This window comes from Pseudoalteromonas sp. 23_GOM-1509m (assembly GCF_000518425.1).
Lineage (GTDB): Bacteria > Pseudomonadota > Gammaproteobacteria > Enterobacterales > Alteromonadaceae > Pseudoalteromonas > Pseudoalteromonas tetraodonis.
In genome coordinates this window covers 159,732-175,906 of the sequence record NZ_JADO01000008.1, presented here as the reverse complement: position 1 = coordinate 175,906, position 16,175 = coordinate 159,732, and the positions used below count along the sequence as shown (strand labels likewise).

Annotated in this window: 15 protein-coding genes; 2 read left to right on the top strand and 13 right to left on the bottom strand. The window is 40.5% G+C overall.

Annotated features, from left to right (window positions below):
* Positions 1–3 precede the first annotated feature (3 nt).
* From N523_RS0100805 to rplU, 6 genes are all read right to left on the bottom strand, one after another.
* A complete protein-coding gene (locus N523_RS0100805; protein WP_028835615.1) occupies positions 4–1,944 on the bottom strand; it encodes a methyl-accepting chemotaxis protein in 1,941 nt (646 codons plus the stop codon).
* A 183-nt stretch (positions 1,945–2,127) separates the two neighbouring features.
* The gene (locus N523_RS0100800) at positions 2,128–2,502 is read right to left on the bottom strand and encodes a DUF3718 domain-containing protein (RefSeq protein ID WP_013465918.1); all 375 of its coding nucleotides are present in this window, start codon (positions 2,500–2,502) and stop codon (positions 2,128–2,130) included.
* A gap of 82 nt (positions 2,503–2,584) precedes the next feature.
* Positions 2,585–3,076, bottom strand: a complete 492-nt coding sequence (gene folA / locus N523_RS0100795) for a type 3 dihydrofolate reductase (protein WP_024601745.1) — start codon at positions 3,074–3,076, stop codon at positions 2,585–2,587.
* 71 nt (positions 3,077–3,147) lie between these two features.
* Positions 3,148–4,299, bottom strand: a complete 1,152-nt coding sequence (cgtA, locus tag N523_RS0100790; protein ID WP_013465920.1) for an Obg family GTPase CgtA — start codon at positions 4,297–4,299, stop codon at positions 3,148–3,150.
* Between the two features lie 154 nt (positions 4,300–4,453).
* Complete coding sequence (gene rpmA, locus N523_RS0100785) at positions 4,454–4,711, bottom strand: 50S ribosomal protein L27 (protein ID WP_008114963.1); 258 nt, start codon at positions 4,709–4,711, stop codon at positions 4,454–4,456.
* A gap of 16 nt (positions 4,712–4,727) precedes the next feature.
* Positions 4,728–5,039: a 50S ribosomal protein L21 gene (rplU, locus tag N523_RS0100780; RefSeq protein ID WP_004587921.1), complete on the bottom strand. Its 312-nt coding sequence runs from the start codon at positions 5,037–5,039 to the stop codon at positions 4,728–4,730.
* A gap of 423 nt (positions 5,040–5,462) precedes the next feature.
* Here rplU and ispB point away from each other — a divergent pair, with 423 nt between their 5' ends.
* A complete protein-coding gene (gene ispB, locus N523_RS0100775; protein WP_028835614.1) occupies positions 5,463–6,434 on the top strand; it encodes an octaprenyl diphosphate synthase in 972 nt (323 codons plus the stop codon).
* A gap of 75 nt (positions 6,435–6,509) precedes the next feature.
* Here the strand turns inward: ispB and mdh are convergent, their stop codons facing one another.
* Positions 6,510–7,442, bottom strand: coding sequence for a malate dehydrogenase (gene mdh, locus N523_RS0100770; RefSeq protein WP_013465922.1), 933 nt, complete (start codon positions 7,440–7,442; stop codon positions 6,510–6,512).
* 215 nt (positions 7,443–7,657) lie between these two features.
* Between mdh and argR the strand changes: the two genes are divergently transcribed.
* Positions 7,658–8,125, top strand: a complete 468-nt coding sequence (argR, locus tag N523_RS0100765; RefSeq protein ID WP_008114955.1) for a transcriptional regulator ArgR — start codon at positions 7,658–7,660, stop codon at positions 8,123–8,125.
* A 57-nt stretch (positions 8,126–8,182) separates the two neighbouring features.
* Here the strand turns inward: argR and N523_RS0100760 are convergent, their stop codons facing one another.
* From N523_RS0100760 to lpdA, 6 genes are all read right to left on the bottom strand, one after another.
* The gene (locus N523_RS0100760; RefSeq protein ID WP_013465923.1) at positions 8,183–9,082 is read right to left on the bottom strand and encodes a Dyp-type peroxidase; all 900 of its coding nucleotides are present in this window, start codon (positions 9,080–9,082) and stop codon (positions 8,183–8,185) included.
* A 39-nt stretch (positions 9,083–9,121) separates the two neighbouring features.
* The gene (locus N523_RS0100755; protein WP_028835613.1) at positions 9,122–10,174 is read right to left on the bottom strand and encodes an ABC transporter ATP-binding protein; all 1,053 of its coding nucleotides are present in this window, start codon (positions 10,172–10,174) and stop codon (positions 9,122–9,124) included.
* Entirely contained in the window at positions 10,175–11,806 is a 1,632-nt protein-coding gene (locus N523_RS0100750) for an ABC transporter permease (RefSeq protein WP_028835612.1), read from the bottom strand. It lies immediately after the preceding gene.
* Positions 11,806–12,810 carry a Fe(3+) ABC transporter substrate-binding protein gene (locus tag N523_RS0100745; RefSeq protein ID WP_013465926.1) on the bottom strand — a complete coding sequence of 335 codons (1,005 nt, stop codon included), beginning with the start codon at positions 12,808–12,810 and terminating at the stop codon, positions 11,806–11,808. Before N523_RS0100745 ends, N523_RS0100750 begins: the two co-directional genes overlap by 1 nt.
* A 919-nt stretch (positions 12,811–13,729) precedes the next feature.
* Positions 13,730–14,416, bottom strand: coding sequence for a tRNA-uridine aminocarboxypropyltransferase (locus tag N523_RS0100740; protein WP_028835611.1), 687 nt, complete (start codon positions 14,414–14,416; stop codon positions 13,730–13,732).
* A 267-nt stretch (positions 14,417–14,683) separates the two neighbouring features.
* Positions 14,684–16,111, bottom strand: coding sequence for a dihydrolipoyl dehydrogenase (gene lpdA, locus N523_RS0100735; protein ID WP_013465928.1), 1,428 nt, complete (start codon positions 16,109–16,111; stop codon positions 14,684–14,686).
* Positions 16,112–16,175: the final 64 nt, after the last annotated feature.

Sequence of the window (16,175 nt, the reverse complement as noted above, 5' to 3'; positions counted from 1 at the left end):
CGATTAAACTGCATCACTGTCTAAACCCAATCCCTTTCTAATTGTTGCCATTTGCAGCTCTAGCTGCGAGCGAATATCAGACACCAACTCACTCGACTCATTTACTTGGCTTTTCATATTATGCATTGATTGGGTAAAGTCACTAAGGAAATTGCTTTGCTGTTTTGCAAGCTCCATTGCTTCAACTGCAACTGTGTTTGCCTGCTGAGCATTATTTGCGACCCCTTCAGAGTTTGCTTGAAGCTCTTGGGCATTTTCGGTTTGTAGCTGTGCATCCTCAGTTAACGCATTAATTTGTGAATAGACCATTTGAGAGTTCTCACTTAATAACGCCAGCTGATCGTTAATCTCTTTTAAAGAACCTTGGGTTTGCATGGCTAATTGCCTTACTTCATCAGCAACCACCGCAAAACCTCGGCCTTGCTCACCGGCTCTTGCTGATTCTATTGCAGCGTTCAGTGCTAATAAATTGGTTTGTTCAGCTATGGTGCGAATAACCGTTATTATATTACTCACTCCTTGTACGCCGCTCAGTAACTCTTGCACACTGTGCATACCTTGTTCAATACGTTGCTGTGTATCAGAACTCGCATTAAGCATATTTTTAGCAAAACCAACACTTTGCTGCATTGCCTCATAAGTACTTTGAGCATTTTCAGCAGCTTGAGCGTTAATATGATTAACCTGCTCACCTATGTGTTGAATATTTACTAGTAAACTTTCATTTTTAACAACTTGTTCGTAGCTAGTCGCGCTTTTTGTACCTATTTTTTCTAAATGCTCACTCATTTGCTCCATGAAGTCACTAACGACACCAAGCATACTCGCTCTTTCTTGCGCCTCCAGACGCTGGCGCTCAATTAACAGGTTAAAATACTGCGCTATTTCACCAACCTCTGTTTTAGGATTATTCACTGTAATATTTTTTAACTCATTACTTTCGATTAAAAATGCAAACCCATCTCGTAGTTGCCGCAAAGGCTGTAAAACCTGTTTACGTTGCACCCAATAAACACCAAAAGCTAATATTACTAAACCACCTATTGCAATTCCAAACACCCAAAATACTTGTTGTTTAACGGTATCTTGCTGCGCTTTTAATGTTTGCTCTGCCTCAATCACTGTTTTTGATAACACGCTAATTTGTTCACGTAACTCATTCGTTCCAGAATTACGCTGCTTTGCTTGCGATAAAGTACTGCTTAAATCACGTAAATAGCGCTTAGGCCAACTAACCAACTCCGCTTTTATATCAGCAGCCAAATCCTCTGGCTCCTCATCTACAAATAAAGCAAATTCATCAACCTCAGTCATCACTCCTAAATTAGGCAAATGTGCAATTTTTGCAGCGAGTAAGTTTAAATTTTTTACGCTTTGTTGCAGGCTTTTTTCAATTTCAGGCTGGTAATCATTTAGCAGTTGATAGGTCGATAAAGATAAATTAACCACTTCACTATAATAATCACTCGCCAACTTATTGTAGCTTAGAGCATGGCTACTTTGAGTTGATGCTTTTTGTACATAATTTATAAGCGATGACGCTGAGCCCGCCATTTGTCTCAGAGCATTGTCTAAAAGCGCAGTTTCGTTACCTGAGAGCTTTCCTAGTGCTCTGTATTTACCGTTAATGTCTTTATTTAGTGAAAATAGCTGTGTTGAAAGGCGCACTTCTAACTCAGAGGGAAGTACCGTTAGCTGCTGCGCTTTAAGTTGTTCAATTAAAGCTGAAGATTGCGTCAGGTATTGGCTATTGCCTCGTGCCAAGTAGTCTTCTAAAAGGCCAGCAAGATCGACCATTATGGTATTTTTTAATTGGCTATAAGCAATATCTTGTTGTTGAATTTTTAGTAATGTATGACTTGCCCATAACAAGGTAGCAGCGAGCAACACACTGGCTAACGTTAATAAAATAGCTAAAAGACGGGTAAAAAATGATACACGCATAAACATATCTCAAAAGTGACATTCATACAGAGTATTGAATTTTTATGACATTTTTATGTAAAAGACTTAATTAGGGTAATAGTCAGGTGTATTGAGAGATAGATAAAGACTCAATAGAAGGATGTTTTAAGTAACTAATAAAAAACCGCGTATAAACGCGGTTTTTTTAAATTAAGCTTTTAATTAAAGGCCTGCGCGGTCTTTAATAATAGGGATTAAAGCTGAACCAGCATGATTTGCCTCAGCCCAAGCGATATCTGCGCCATCTTCAAGTGAGCTTTTTGATAAGTTTTTAACAATGTACTCACCCGTATCAACCGCATTACTTGCAACAGCGTGACGCAATAAGTTGTTACCATTACAGAAAACTGCATCATAGATATTACGTACTTTCACACGTGAACTTTTTAGTTTGCTACGCAGACGATTTTTATCATCAGCGGCAATGTATTCACAAACTGAAACAGCTAACTGATCATCAGCGCTTACAGGCGCAGTATAAGCGAACGAACCCGCTGCAATAGCAGCAATTACAACTAGCTTTGGTAATTTAATCATTGATTGGACACCCTATATTAATACTTTTTTCGTACTCGACTGTTTAATATTGTACCAACACGCTCAGATTTTCGCAATAATGTTAAGAAACTTTATTCAAAGTTACGAACTTATAACTATATTTATTTTTATCATCGGGCGTCATCAACATTTCATCTTCAATTTGCCAGTTTGCAACACTTTTATAATCAGGAAATTGTGTATCCCCTTCAACATCTAAGTCTATAAAGGTTAAATACAAGCGCTGCGCCTGCGCTAAAAACTGCTGGTAGATGTTTCCGCCACCAATTATCATCACCTCTGCAACATCATTAACAAGCTCAAGTGCAGCTTCTGGTGTGGTTACTGTTTCAATTCCTGATGCGTGATAGTCTTTATTACGAGTAATAATAATATTACGTCGCCCAGGTAACGGTCGGCCTATTGATTCAAATGTTTTGCGCCCCATAATAACGGGTTTACCAGAGGTTACTTTTTTAAAGTGCTGAAGGTCACCAGGTAAATGCCATGGCATTTTATTATCTAAGCCAATGACACGGTTATTTGCCATTGCTGCAATCATTGAAATTATCACACTAAATACCCAATACTTTATTATTAATCAAAGAAAAAGGAGCGTTAGCTCCTTTTAAATATAAACAATTATTAACGCTCGTAGACAACTTCTACGTCGTAATCATCTTCATCCCAATCATCCCAGTCATCATCATCGCCTTTAGTGGCTTTTTGATGGTAGGTATCCCACTTAAATTCAACCTCTTCGTCTGCCACTTCAACAAACTTCTCTTTAGGCATGTTATCAAGTAGCGTCATGATGTCGTGAATTAATGGCTGCGTATTTAATTTATTAATTGCAGCAATACTGTAAATATTTTCAGACTCACCCAACTCTTCTGCAATTTGCTCACATAAGGCTTTGGCTTCATCTTCAGGCAATAAATCAATTTTATTAAATACCAACCAGCGTGGCTTTTCAGCAAGCTTAGGGCTGTACTGGTGTAGCTCGTTGATGATTGCAAATGCATTATCAACAGGGTTAGAGCCATCAACTGGCATTACATCTATAATGTGTAAAAGCACACGACAACGCTCTAAATGCTTTAAGAAGCGAATACCTAATCCCGCACCCTCTGACGCGCCTTCAATCAAACCTGGAATATCAGCAATTACAAATGATTTGTTTGCTTCAGGACGAACAACCCCTAAGTTAGGAATCAGCGTAGTAAATGGATAATCAGCTACTTTAGGTTTTGCAGCTGACACACTGCGGATAAAGGTTGATTTACCTGCATTTGGTAAGCCTAGTAAGCCGACATCAGCCAGTAGCATTAACTCTAACTTAAGGTTACGTACTTCACCCGGTGTGCCAAGTGTTTTTTGACGTGGAGCACGATTAGTACTTGATTTAAAACGCGCATTCCCCAAGCCATGGAAACCGCCTTTTGCAACCACAATTCGTTGACCATCTTGGGTTAAATCCCCTAATGATTCTTGTGTATCAACATCAATAATACGTGTACCAACAGGCACTTTAACGATCAGGTCTTCACCTTTTTTACCCGTACAATTACGGCTTTGACCGTTTGTACCGCGTTCTGCTCTGTGAAAACGCTCAAATTGATAGTCAATAAGGGTATTTAAGTTTTCATCAGCTTGTAGATAAACACTACCACCGTCTCCACCGTCACCGCCATCAGGTCCACCATCTGGAACATATTTCTCACGACGAAAAGACACGATGCCGCTGCCACCGTCACCAGCTTCTGCGCGAATTTCTACTTCATCTACAAACTTCATGATTACTCACTTTAGGGATTGGCTTGTTAATAACTCTATTATATACCTAAGTGGCCTATAGAGCACACTGAGCATAAAAACACTTGGGTATATATTTAAACATGCTTAAAACAAAAAACCCCGCAAAGGCGGGGTTTTTTAACTACCTTACTGATTACTCAGCTACGATAGTTACGTATTTACGGTTTAAAGGACCTTTTTGTTCAAACTGAACTTTACCATCTGCTTTTGCGAAGATAGTGTGGTCTTTACCGATACCTACGTTTGCGCCTGGGTGGAAACGAGTTCCACGCTGACGAACAATGATGCTACCCGCTAGAACTGATTCGCCACCAAAACGCTTAACACCTAGGCGTTTGCTTTCTGAATCGCGACCGTTACGAGTACTACCAGCTGCTTTTTTATGTGCCATTTCTAAGTACCTCTAATTAAGCGCTAATGCCAGTGATTTTAACTTCTGTGAACCATTGACGATGGCCCATTTGCTTACGAGAATGCTTACGGCGTCTAAATTTAACAACCTTAATCTTCTCACCGCGACCGTGTGAAACAACCTCAGCTGTTACTTTACCACCGTTTACGAACGGTACACCAATCTCGATCTTCTCACCATCAGCAACTAAAAGTACTGAATCAAATTCAACTGCTGCACCAGTTTCAACGTCTAATTTCTCAAGACGAATTGTTTGACCTTCAGTCACACGGTGCTGTTTACCACCACTTTGGAAAACCGCGTACATAATTAACTCCGTCTGTGCGCCCTCAAATCGACGCAACTAAAATATTCTTCAATAGGGCGCGAAGTTTACGCTAATGCGTAAAAACTAGCAAGCCTCTTTTTGTAATTAAATGAATAAAAAGTAGCTGCATTGAGAGCAATTCAATATTTCCCCTATTTTATATTAAAATCCCCCTTTGCCAAGCGCTTTTTAACGGTTACAGAAAATAAATTAGCAATAGCAAAGCGAGCCTATGTAGTTCAATTAACCGCCAAGGGTGATTCAAAATTAAACCAGGGTGTTTAATCAATTATTCACAAGGTTAATAGGTCATTTAACCTACTTAAGGGTGTTTTTTTAAGGAATCATCACAAAATATCGAGCTAATGCATTTTTTGTTGTACAATCTGCGCCGTTCACACATTAAAATTGGCTCGGAGATCAATGGATATAAAAGCTATCCAGGCGTTAATCGAAAGCGATATGAATGACGTCAATCAACTAATACATGCGCAAATGCGCTCAGATGTGGCGTTAGTTAATCAACTTGGTTTGTATATTGTTAACAGCGGTGGCAAACGTGTTCGCCCTATGTTGGCTATTTTGGCGGCTAGAGCGCTAGGTTACCAAGGCAAAGATCACATTACGCTAGCAACTATCATTGAATTTATTCATACCGCAACGCTTTTACATGATGATGTTGTAGATGAATCTAATTTGCGCCGTGGCACACCTACAGCAAATGCTGAGTTTGGTAATGCTGCTAGCGTACTGGTGGGTGATTTTATTTACACCCGCTCGTTTCAGCTAATGGTGGGTCTTGGTAAAATGCAAATAATGCAAGTACTGGCTGATGCAACCAACATTATTGCTGAAGGTGAAGTGCTGCAATTAATGAACTGCAACGACCCTGATACCACTGAAGCCAGTTATATGCAGGTTATTTATTCTAAAACCGCCAAGCTATTTGAAGCAGCGACGGGTCTTGCGGCCATTATTACTGAGCAAGACGATAGTGTACTAGAGGCACTTAATTTGTATGGCATGCATTTAGGTACTGCTTTTCAGTTAGTGGATGATGTTTTAGATTACAACGCTGATGCCGACCAACTTGGTAAAAACATTGGCGACGATTTAGCTGAAGGTAAGCCGACGTTACCTCTTATATATGCAATGCAACACGGTAGTGAGCATCAAACACAGTTAATAAGAGACGCTATTGAGCACTGTAATGGTATGGAGCACCTTGACGAGATACTGGCTGCGCTCAAACATACCAATGCCCTTGAGTTCACAATGGAAAAAGCCGAGCAAGAAGCAGAAAAAGCAATTGCCTGTTTAGATTGCTTAGCTGAGTCGAGTTACAAGCAAGCACTAATGAGCTTAGCTAGAATAGCGGTTGACCGCGACCACTAAGTAATACTGTGTAGATAATTCCGAGCAATAAAAAAGCCTGCAAATGCAGGCTTTTTTATGGGTTAATTTTGGCTATTACGCCATAAAATCAACACCTTCTTTGATATCTTTTTTCAGCGTTTCAAGCATGTCATTTTTAGCTTGCTCTTCAAATGCGCTTAAAGTGCCGTAAGAAAGAATTTCTTCTACGCCATTTTTGCCTAAACGTACTGGGTGTGCAAAGTACTCTGCATCGCCATTTTCAACAGCAACGTATGCATAATCTACAACGTCTTCACCTTGTAAGCCTTTAACTAAAGACATACAAAAACGTGCTGCTGCAGCACCCATAGATAATGTTGCAGAACCACCGCCCGCTTTAGCATTAACTACTTCAGTACCTGCATTTTGGATACGAGGAGTTAGTGTAGCCACTTCTTCATCAGTGAAAGTAACACCTTCAACTTGAGAAAGTAACGGTAGAATGGTTGTGCCTGAGTGGCCACCAATCACTGGTACTTTAACACTTGCTACGTCTACGCCTTTAAGTTCAGCAATAAACGCTTCAGAACGGATCACATCTAAAGTTGTAATACCAAATACACGCTTAGCATCGTAAGTACCTGCTTTTTTGAATACTTCAGCAACAATAGGTACAGTTCCATTAACTGGATTAGTGATAATACCTACAAGCGCTTTAGGACAGTTAGCAACAATGCCTTCTGCTAATGTTTTAATGATACCAGCGTTAACATTAAATAAATCAGCACGATCCATACCTGGCTTACGTGGCATACCCGCTGGGATTAAAACAATATCACAACCTGTTAATGCTTTATCTAGTGCATCTGCACCAAAACCTTCAACTTTTACATCTGTTGGGATATGAGAAAGGTCAACAGCAACACCAGGAACTACTGGCGCAACATCATATAGTGATAATTCTGAACCAGCTGGTAAGCCTGTTTTTAATAATAAAGACAACGCTTGACCGATACCACCTGCAGCACCTAATACAGCAACTTTCATTGGAATTCTCCGTGATTTGAGGAAGGAAATATTTGTGGTTTATAAGATAAAGAAATTAGCGACTAAAAACAAATTTATCCTGCCTATTTTAGCTATATTTTCGACCATAGTTGTAAACTTTGCTGTTTAAACGCAGCAAAACCTAAACAACTGCTGCATAAATATGCATTTTTGTGTAGAATTTGCAGTATCGACAACATAACTAATTAGACACTATGCAACCACAAGACAAACAAGAAGCATTGGTAAAAGCCTTTAAAGCACTTTTAAAAGAAGAGAATTTTGGCTCACAAGGCGAAATAGTTGACGCATTAAAAGAACAAGGCTTTGATAATATTAGCCAAAGTAAAGTGTCGCGGATGTTAAGTAAGTTTGGCGCGGTACGTACCCGCAATGCAAAACAAGAAATGGTGTACTGTTTACCTGCCGAAATGGGTGTACCAACCGCTAAAAGCCCGTTACGCCAGTTAGTTATTGACATTATGCATAACGAAATGATGATTATTATTCGCACCAGTCCTGGGGCTGCTCAGCTAATTGCCCGTTTACTTGACTCATTAGGTAAAGCAGATGGCGTATTAGGAACAATTGCCGGCGATGACACTATTTTTATTGCGCCAGCGAAAGTATCAGAAATAGACCTCACATTAGAGCGTGTGCGTATTTTGTTTGATACGGTTTAAACTCGTTTGGTTATCACTGTTACGGCTATACTAATACGTAGCCGTTACTGGCTTGTTTTATAGCTGCTTTAGAAATCGCACTGAGGGTGCAAAAAACGCAGAGCCCATATCTGCTTGAGTAAAATCAAGCCAATGGTCGTAATACTCCCCCTGCCCTAATCGGCTATTGAGTACTTTCTCGAACGCATCCCCTTTAGCCGAGCACGTAATCATTAACATCCCCTGCTCATACACGTCGCCATAAGGCATACTTTGATTTAGTAATAATGCTTGCCCCTGTTCATCTTTTAATTCACTTCGGGTTGCATGGCTGCTTTCAAGTGCGGGGCTTATTAGGGTATTGTCGAGACGAGTACGCCCCATTATTTGTTCTTGTTCTTGCAACGACAAGTGCTGCCATAACGTTAAGTCATGCTTATAGCGCTGAACATGAATATAGCTGCCTTGATCTTCAAAGCTATCAGGCTTATTAACGAGGGCCGTTACCCGTTTTTGACGACCATGCGGTGTATCACCGGCATAAATAAAACCATTAAAATCACGGCCATCTAGAAAACGAAAATTACGAATTTGCTCAACCAGCTCAACATCAGGGTTAAAAAGTTTTAATATTTGCAATGCAAACAGGTGGTTCACATCTTCTCTGTCTGAGCGGATTTGCACAAATAAATCGCAAGGCCTTGCACTCATCACAAAATCGCTATGGGTAATATTAGGAAAGCTTTGCAGCTCACTTGGCATATAATCAGGCAGAATGTGTGGCCAATATTGCGCGCCAATGGCGACCATACAAGAAAGCATAGATTCAGAGAATTGATCACTAAACTCATCTTCAATATCGCTCACTTTTTTAAGCTTAGCGCGAAGTGATTCGTCGTGACCATCAAGTACATTAAAAAATAAGTGCAAACCGTGTAAGTTTGCTTCAGCACAAATCCCTGATTGCGCTTGCGCCATTGTCATTCCTTACTTTTTAGAGCAAAACACAGCGATTAATTACGATTCAAAAAAATTCACCGTGTGCGGTTTTATTTTTATTATAACCTGTTCATTAATTTCAAATGACTGGCCATACTGGGCTGCAACTTCTATTTCTTGCTCAGCAATAACCACAGTGTATACATAAGCGGAGCCAATAAAGCGACTACTTAATATACTAACCCGCTCAGATTGCTGTTGCGTATCGTTATTACTAACAAGTTCAAGTTGATGCGGACGCACATAAATAACGCCCTTATCGGCCACGCCATGCTGCTGTGGCTGTATTGATTCAACCACCCCAAACTGCGTTTGATATTCAGTGGCGGTTAATGCGGTTGCGCTTAAGTATATGCCCTGACCCAGAAACTCTGCAACCTCCTTTGAACGTGGTTTAGCAAAAAGCTGTTCTGGCGTACCTTGCTGCGCAATTTTACCTTGGTGCATAACCGCTAGCGTATCTGAAAAAGCAAACGCCTCTTCTTTTGAGTGAGTAACAAACACAGCCGATACTTGCTGCGCCTTAATAATGCGCCTAATGTCGGCAATTAACTCAAATCGTACTTGGGTATCAATATTAGAAAATGGCTCGTCAAGTAACAGTAAGCTAGGTTTATAAGCTAATGCGCGTGCAATCGCTACTCGCTGCTGTTGCCCACCAGAGAGTTGATGAGGGAATCTATCGGCGCAGCCTACCAAGTGTACCAGCTTTAGCATTTCACTTACGCGTGCGTGTTTATCTGCTTTGCTCATGCCACTTAGCCCAAACGCAATATTATTAGCCACCGTTAAATGCGGAAATAACGCATAGTCTTGAAACATCATGCCAATATTACGATGCTCAGGTGAAACAAACGTATTAGCATCACTGACTAGCTTACCATCAATAAATACCTGCCCTTGTTTGGCTTCAATTAATCCTGCAATGGCTTTTAGTGTGGTGGTTTTACCGCAGCCACTGGCTCCGAGTAAACACACTATTTCGTCTTTACCTAAGGTTAAATCTAAATTATCTATCACCTTAGTCCCGTTATATGCATAGCTCACGCCTTGTAAAATCAAACTACTCATTTAGCTACGTTGCTCCATTGAACGGTTAATAAAATATAACGGAATAAACCCCACCACCACAATAAACAAAGCCGATATAGAGGCCAGCTCTAATTGTTCATCGCTTACATACTGAAACACATGAGTTGCTAAGCTTTCAAAATCAAAAGGCCTTAACAACAAAGCTGCGGGTAGCTCTTTCATACACTCGATAAAGACCAATAAACCGGCGGTTAATAAGCCTCGGCGTAATAAAGGTAAGTGCACTAAGCGTAATGTGCGCCCTTGGCTTTTTCCCATTGACTGGCTTGCCATATCAAGGGAGGGACTAATGCGTGAAAAGCTCGACTCAATAGCTCCGTGTGCAACGGCGTAAAACCGCACTATATAAGCAAAAATAATAGTGAGTAAGCTGCCAGTAAGTAATAAACCAATATCTAAATCATAAGGAGCTAAAGTGCGGTTGATAGTATTTTCTAATAGGGTTAGTGGCAACAATACCGCTATCGCTAATACTGTGCCGGGTAACGCATAGCCCGTACTGGCCAAACGCCCGGGTATTAATGGATTTGTTTGTTTAGCAATGCGCTGATAAAACACCACTAAAACACTCAGTATAATAGTCACCACACTGACTACAGCCGCCACTTTTAAACTTTGCCATGCATAGCTAAAAAACTCACTATTCCACGCTTGATCAAAATACATAACTGCATATTTGAGCAATACAACCATCGGAATAATAAACGAAATAATTAAAATAAAGCTACAAAACCCCGTTGCTAGCCACGCAGACTTGCCTTTGAGGATATAAAGCGCTTCGCTATTCACGCTCGATTGACGCTCAAATACCGCTTGGTTACGACGGCTAAAACGCTCGGTGATCAATGCTAAGAACAGCAATAACAACATCACCCCTGAAATTTTTGCTGCTGCAGTTAATGAATAATAGCCAAACCAGGTATCGTATACGGCAGTGGTTAATGTACTGACAGCAAAATAGCTTACGGTGGCAAAATCAGCCATGGTTTCCATGCTGATCAAAGCAAGTGCCGCTACAATGGCACCACGGGATAATACAAGGCTGACTTTAAAAAAGCTTTTCCATGCATTTAGCCCCATTAACTGACTGGCTTGGACTAACTTAAAAGATTGTTCTCGCAGTGCAGTTTTAAAAATTAAATATAAATACGGGTAGAGTACCAGCGCAATCATAACAATAGCCCCTGGTAAGGTGCGTATATCAAAAAACCAGTAATCACTTGGCGACTGCCAACCAAACCACTCTCTTAGAGTTATTTGTACCGGCCCCGCATAATCGAGTAAATCGGTGTACACATAAGCAATAATATAAGTAGGCATGGCAAGAGGCAGCATCAGTGCCCATTCAAATTGTTTTTTACCAGGAAAACGGCAATAAGCGGTGAGCCAACCCAGTGGTAACGCAATAAAGCAGCTAAGTAACCCTACACCTAAAACCAGTAATACGGTATTGCTTATATAGTCCCACAGTACGGTATTCCACAGGTGGGTAAATACCTCTGAGTCGCCTTGTAAAGATTCTAATAGTAGGAAAAACAACGGGGTCGACAGCAATAACCCCGTCGACCACGCAATAAGCTGCCATTTTGACAGCTGAAATTTATAAGTCATTAAAGATCGAACTTCACCTCATCAATTAGCTTAAGGGCTAACGGACGATATTTGCTAATTTCATCAAGCGGTAAGCTGTCTTCCTTAAAGCTTCCCCATGATGCAACCAAACTAGAAAGTTTCACACCTGGCTTAACCGGATACTCCATATTGAGCGAGGCATACATATTTTGCGCCTTATTGTCTGTCATATACTCTATGAGTTTCAAGGCATTTTCAGGGTTTTTAGCATACTTAGTAATAACCGCACCCGATACATTTATATGTGATCCTCGGTCAGTTTGATTTGGAAAGTTAATATGAACGGCTTCAGCCCATGGTTTTTGTGCTTCATCTTGCAGCATTTTTCCCAAGTAATAACTATTACCTAAGGCTAAATTACATAAACCTTCTTTAACCGCTTTAACTTGCGCTCGATCGTTACCTTGAGGTTTACGCGCTAAATTAGCTTTTACACCCTCAAGCCATGTTTTCGTCTGTGCTTCACCATGATGAGCAATCATAGAAGCTACAAGGCCTAAGTTATATGGGTGTTTGCCAGAGCGAGTACAAATTTGTCCTTTGTATTGCGGCTCAGCAAGCGCTTCGTAGGTAAGGTTAGGCAATGCGCCTAAACGCTCTTTTGAAGAGTAAACATTACGCACGCGCTTAGTGAGCGCTACCCACTGACCATCGCCATCACGAAATGCCGCCGGGACATTATTATTAACCAGCTCGCTTTCTATGGTTTGCGTAAGATTTAGCTCTTCTAATTGAATTAAAGCACTAAAGTTTGAGGTTAAAACTAAATCGGCTTTACTGTGTTTACCTTCACGCTTAACACGTTCTATTAAGCCTTTTTTAGCAAACACCACATTGGTTTTAATGCCCGTTTGCTGTGTAAAATCGTCTAAAATAGGTTTAATTAAAAAAGGTTGTCGAAATGAGTAAATATTCACAACATCGGTTGCAACAGCCGGTGCTGAGGCAATTAACCCAACAACAAGCGCGAGTGTTTTTTTCATATTGTCTTACCTAACTAATAATTATTATCATTAATTTTACCGCGATGAACTAAAAAGTGCACACTTTATATAATCACTTCGTGATAAATACGCCCAAAAAAGAAAACCCTTGTAAGACATCTCTTACGCTTATGACAGCTAATGAGTAAAAACACTCTGTTTAACACCCCAAAAACATAGCAAGTTATTGTATTTTATATAATTTAAAAATATTTCATTTGTAAGAACCTAAACCATAAGCGGTTTTATCCTACATTTATTGCAAATCACTCTCTATAATTAACCCATAAATAAGCAACGACGCTTACCGAGTAAATGGAAACGGACTAACTACTCGAATACCAAGGTTTGGTTTTTAGGATAACAGGGATTTAAGGACAGGCTCAGGATGAGTATCGCAATGGAATGTTGCATAAGGGATAGCATCAGGATGATGCGTAATGGATAACAACACGGAAAAGTTGTTGCTAAAGGATAGGGAATAAAACGGACAGGCCTTAGGGCAACACAACGGAATGGTAGCAAAAGGAATGCACTCGGATGTGCAATAAGGATTGGTAATAGATTTTACCTTACAGGATGTTTTAGGGATTTATGGAGACAGGCCCGGATAGCCTATATTACATAGAACTAGAAAGTAATATTGTAATAACACGGATCGTAAAAATTGGAGTTGATTAGGTTCAATTGCAGGATGCAACAAAGTTAGAAGATTCCGCAAGCGCGACTAGAGATGGTTCGCGCTTTTCTTTTGCCTGAAAATCAGCGGTCAGCGGTCAGCGGTCAGCGGTCAGCGGTCAGCGGTCAGCGGTCAGCGGTCAGCGGTCAGCGGTCAGCGGTCAGCGGTCAGCCAAGATTATATACATTCAAACTATGAACAAGCATTAAATCCAGCCTTTTCGTATCAACATCTTGCAGTTTATTCCGGCCTGCCTTTGTTGCGCTTACCGAGTAAATAGGCGTCGCGAAATTTGATAAAATGCTGTTCTAATTTAGTACTCGCATCAACCTCATTCGCTAATGCCAATACCATAATAGCCACTTCTGCCGTACCTAACTGGTGAGCATGGGGTGCTACACGTAATCGGTAATCTGAGAGCTTTTGTGCGGTAATAGAAAGCACGGGCAAATTATCTAGATAAGGACTTTTGCGGATCATTTTTTTAGCTTCACGCCATGTACCATCTAAAAATATAAATAAAGGCGTTTTACCTGCAACAGGCTCTACTTGCGTTACTACTCTATCTGTTTCAACATCTTCAGCAGGAAAAATCACAAAAGGCTGATATTTATCATTATTCAATAATGCTAATAAAGCAGGATCTGGGGAGGTTCTATCCCAGCGAAACGCATAATTGTCAGGGACTATTTCAGCAATTAAACGCCCTGTATTAGACGGTTTAAAACTTTCATTATGATACATCAGTAAACAAACCGCAGCGTCGCAACTTGCGTACTCAGCGCCCTCACAAATACAGTAATGCTTGGCAATTAAGCATTGCTCACAGCGGTCCATCTTACCGCCCCGGGCATTAAACTCGCGTCGAGATTCACTTATTTGCTGGGCACGTAACGCTAAAACTGAATTTTTGAAACCTTGAGTCACTGTGGTTTATTACCTATAAATTGATGGCTGCGCATTGTAGCTAAAATAAAAGGGAATAGATATCAGCTATCAGCTATCAGCTATCAGCTATCAGCTATCAGCTATCAGCTATCAGCTATCAGCTATCAGCTATCAGCTATCAGCTATCAGCTCAAAATAAAAAACGATACCAACAAAAGCTAGTTTTGCTTTATCTATTTTTGAATTGGCGGCTATAAAAAAACCCAGCAAAAGCTGGGTTTTTAAAAACTAAATTAAAAAGTTAAATTACTTCTTCTTTTTAACTGCTTTTTTGTTTGGTAAATCAGTGATTGAACCTTCAAAAATTTCAGCAGCAAGGCCGATTGATTCGTTCAATGTTGGGTGAGCATGAATTGTTAGCGCTAGGTCTTCACCATCTGCACCCATTTCAATACCTAGACCGATTTCGCCCAGCATTTCGCCTGCGTTAATACCAATCATAGCACCACCGATAATACGGCCGCTCTCTTTATCAAAAATAAGCTTAGTAGAACCTTCAGTACGTGAAGAGGCAATTGCACGACCCGATGCAGCCCAAGGGAATACTGCTGTTTCAATGCTTAAACCTTGCTCTTTGGCTTCTTTTTCAGTTACACCCGCCCATGCAATTTCAGGGTCAGTGTAAGCAATTGAAGGAATACACTTAGGATCAAAGTAATGTTTTTGACCAGAGATAACTTCAGCAGCAACATGACCTTCATGAACCGCTTTATGCGCAAGCATAGGCTGACCCACTAAGTCACCAATTGCAAAAATATGTTCTACGTTAGTACGTAATTGCTTATCAACGTTAATAAAACCACGCTCATCAACATTCACACCCGCTTTATCAGCGTCTAACATGTTACCGTTTGGTGTACGACCTACAGCAACAAGTACTTTGTCGTAACGTACTGGCTCTGCTGGTGCATTTTTGCCTTCAAACGTAACATATAAACCGTCGTCTTTTGCTTCAACGCCAGTTACTTTAGTTGAAAGCATCACGTTAAACTTGTCTTTAACATGCTTTTGGTAAATTTTTATGATGTCTTTATCAGCAGCAGGAACAAGTTGGTCTGCAAATTCTACAACATCAATTGCAGAACCTAGTGCACGGTAAACCGTACCCATTTCTAGACCAATAATACCACCACCTAAAACAAGTAGTTTTTCAGGAACATCTTTAAGCTCTAGCGCACCCGTTGAATCAATAACGCGATCATCTTCTGGGATGAAAGGTAAGTTTACAGGTTTAGAACCCGCAGCAATAATTGCGTTATCAAAGGTAATGGTTGTTTTACCGTCAGCGCCTTCAACGTCTAAAGTGTTGCTACCAGTAAATTTACCGTAACCAGATACAACTTTTACTTTACGCATTTTAGCCATACCGTCTAAGCCACCTGTAAGCTGGCCAACAACAGACTCTTTCCAAGAACGAACTTCATCTAAGTCAATTTTTGGTGCGCCAAAAGTAACGCCGTGAGATGACATTTCTGCAGCATCATCAATCACTTTAGCTACGTGTAAAAGTGCTTTAGAAGGAATACAACCAACATTAAGACATACACCGCCTAATGTCTCGCGAGATTCTACTAATGTAACTTCTAAGCCCAAGTCAGCAGCGCGAAAAGCCGCAGAGTAACCACCAGGACCACCGCCTAGTACAACAACTTGAGTTTTTAATTCGTTGCTCATGCTATTACCTTTATTGTTTGAACGGGACACAGCCCCAAAATTTAACTGCCATGTTTCTGCAAGG

Coding starts and splice junctions, on each gene's coding strand:
- N523_RS0100805 (WP_028835615.1), bottom strand. CDS start 1,944: ATGCGTGTATCATTTTTTACCCGTCTTTTAGCTATTTTATTAACGTTA.
- N523_RS0100800 (WP_013465918.1), bottom strand. CDS start 2,502: ATGATTAAATTACCAAAGCTAGTTGTAATTGCTGCTATTGCAGCGGGT.
- cgtA (WP_013465920.1), bottom strand. CDS start 4,299: ATGAAGTTTGTAGATGAAGTAGAAATTCGCGCAGAAGCTGGTGACGGT.
- rpmA (WP_008114963.1), bottom strand. CDS start 4,711: ATGGCACATAAAAAAGCAGCTGGTAGTACTCGTAACGGTCGCGATTCA.
- rplU (WP_004587921.1), bottom strand. CDS start 5,039: ATGTACGCGGTTTTCCAAAGTGGTGGTAAACAGCACCGTGTGACTGAA.
- ispB (WP_028835614.1), top strand. CDS start 5,463: ATGGATATAAAAGCTATCCAGGCGTTAATCGAAAGCGATATGAATGAC.
- mdh (WP_013465922.1), bottom strand. CDS start 7,442: ATGAAAGTTGCTGTATTAGGTGCTGCAGGTGGTATCGGTCAAGCGTTG.
- argR (WP_008114955.1), top strand. CDS start 7,658: ATGCAACCACAAGACAAACAAGAAGCATTGGTAAAAGCCTTTAAAGCA.
- N523_RS0100760 (WP_013465923.1), bottom strand. CDS start 9,082: ATGGCGCAAGCGCAATCAGGGATTTGTGCTGAAGCAAACTTACACGGT.
- N523_RS0100755 (WP_028835613.1), bottom strand. CDS start 10,174: ATGAGTAGTTTGATTTTACAAGGCGTGAGCTATGCATATAACGGGACT.
- N523_RS0100750 (WP_028835612.1), bottom strand. CDS start 11,806: ATGACTTATAAATTTCAGCTGTCAAAATGGCAGCTTATTGCGTGGTCG.
- N523_RS0100745 (WP_013465926.1), bottom strand. CDS start 12,810: ATGAAAAAAACACTCGCGCTTGTTGTTGGGTTAATTGCCTCAGCACCG.
- lpdA (WP_013465928.1), bottom strand. CDS start 16,111: ATGAGCAACGAATTAAAAACTCAAGTTGTTGTACTAGGCGGTGGTCCT.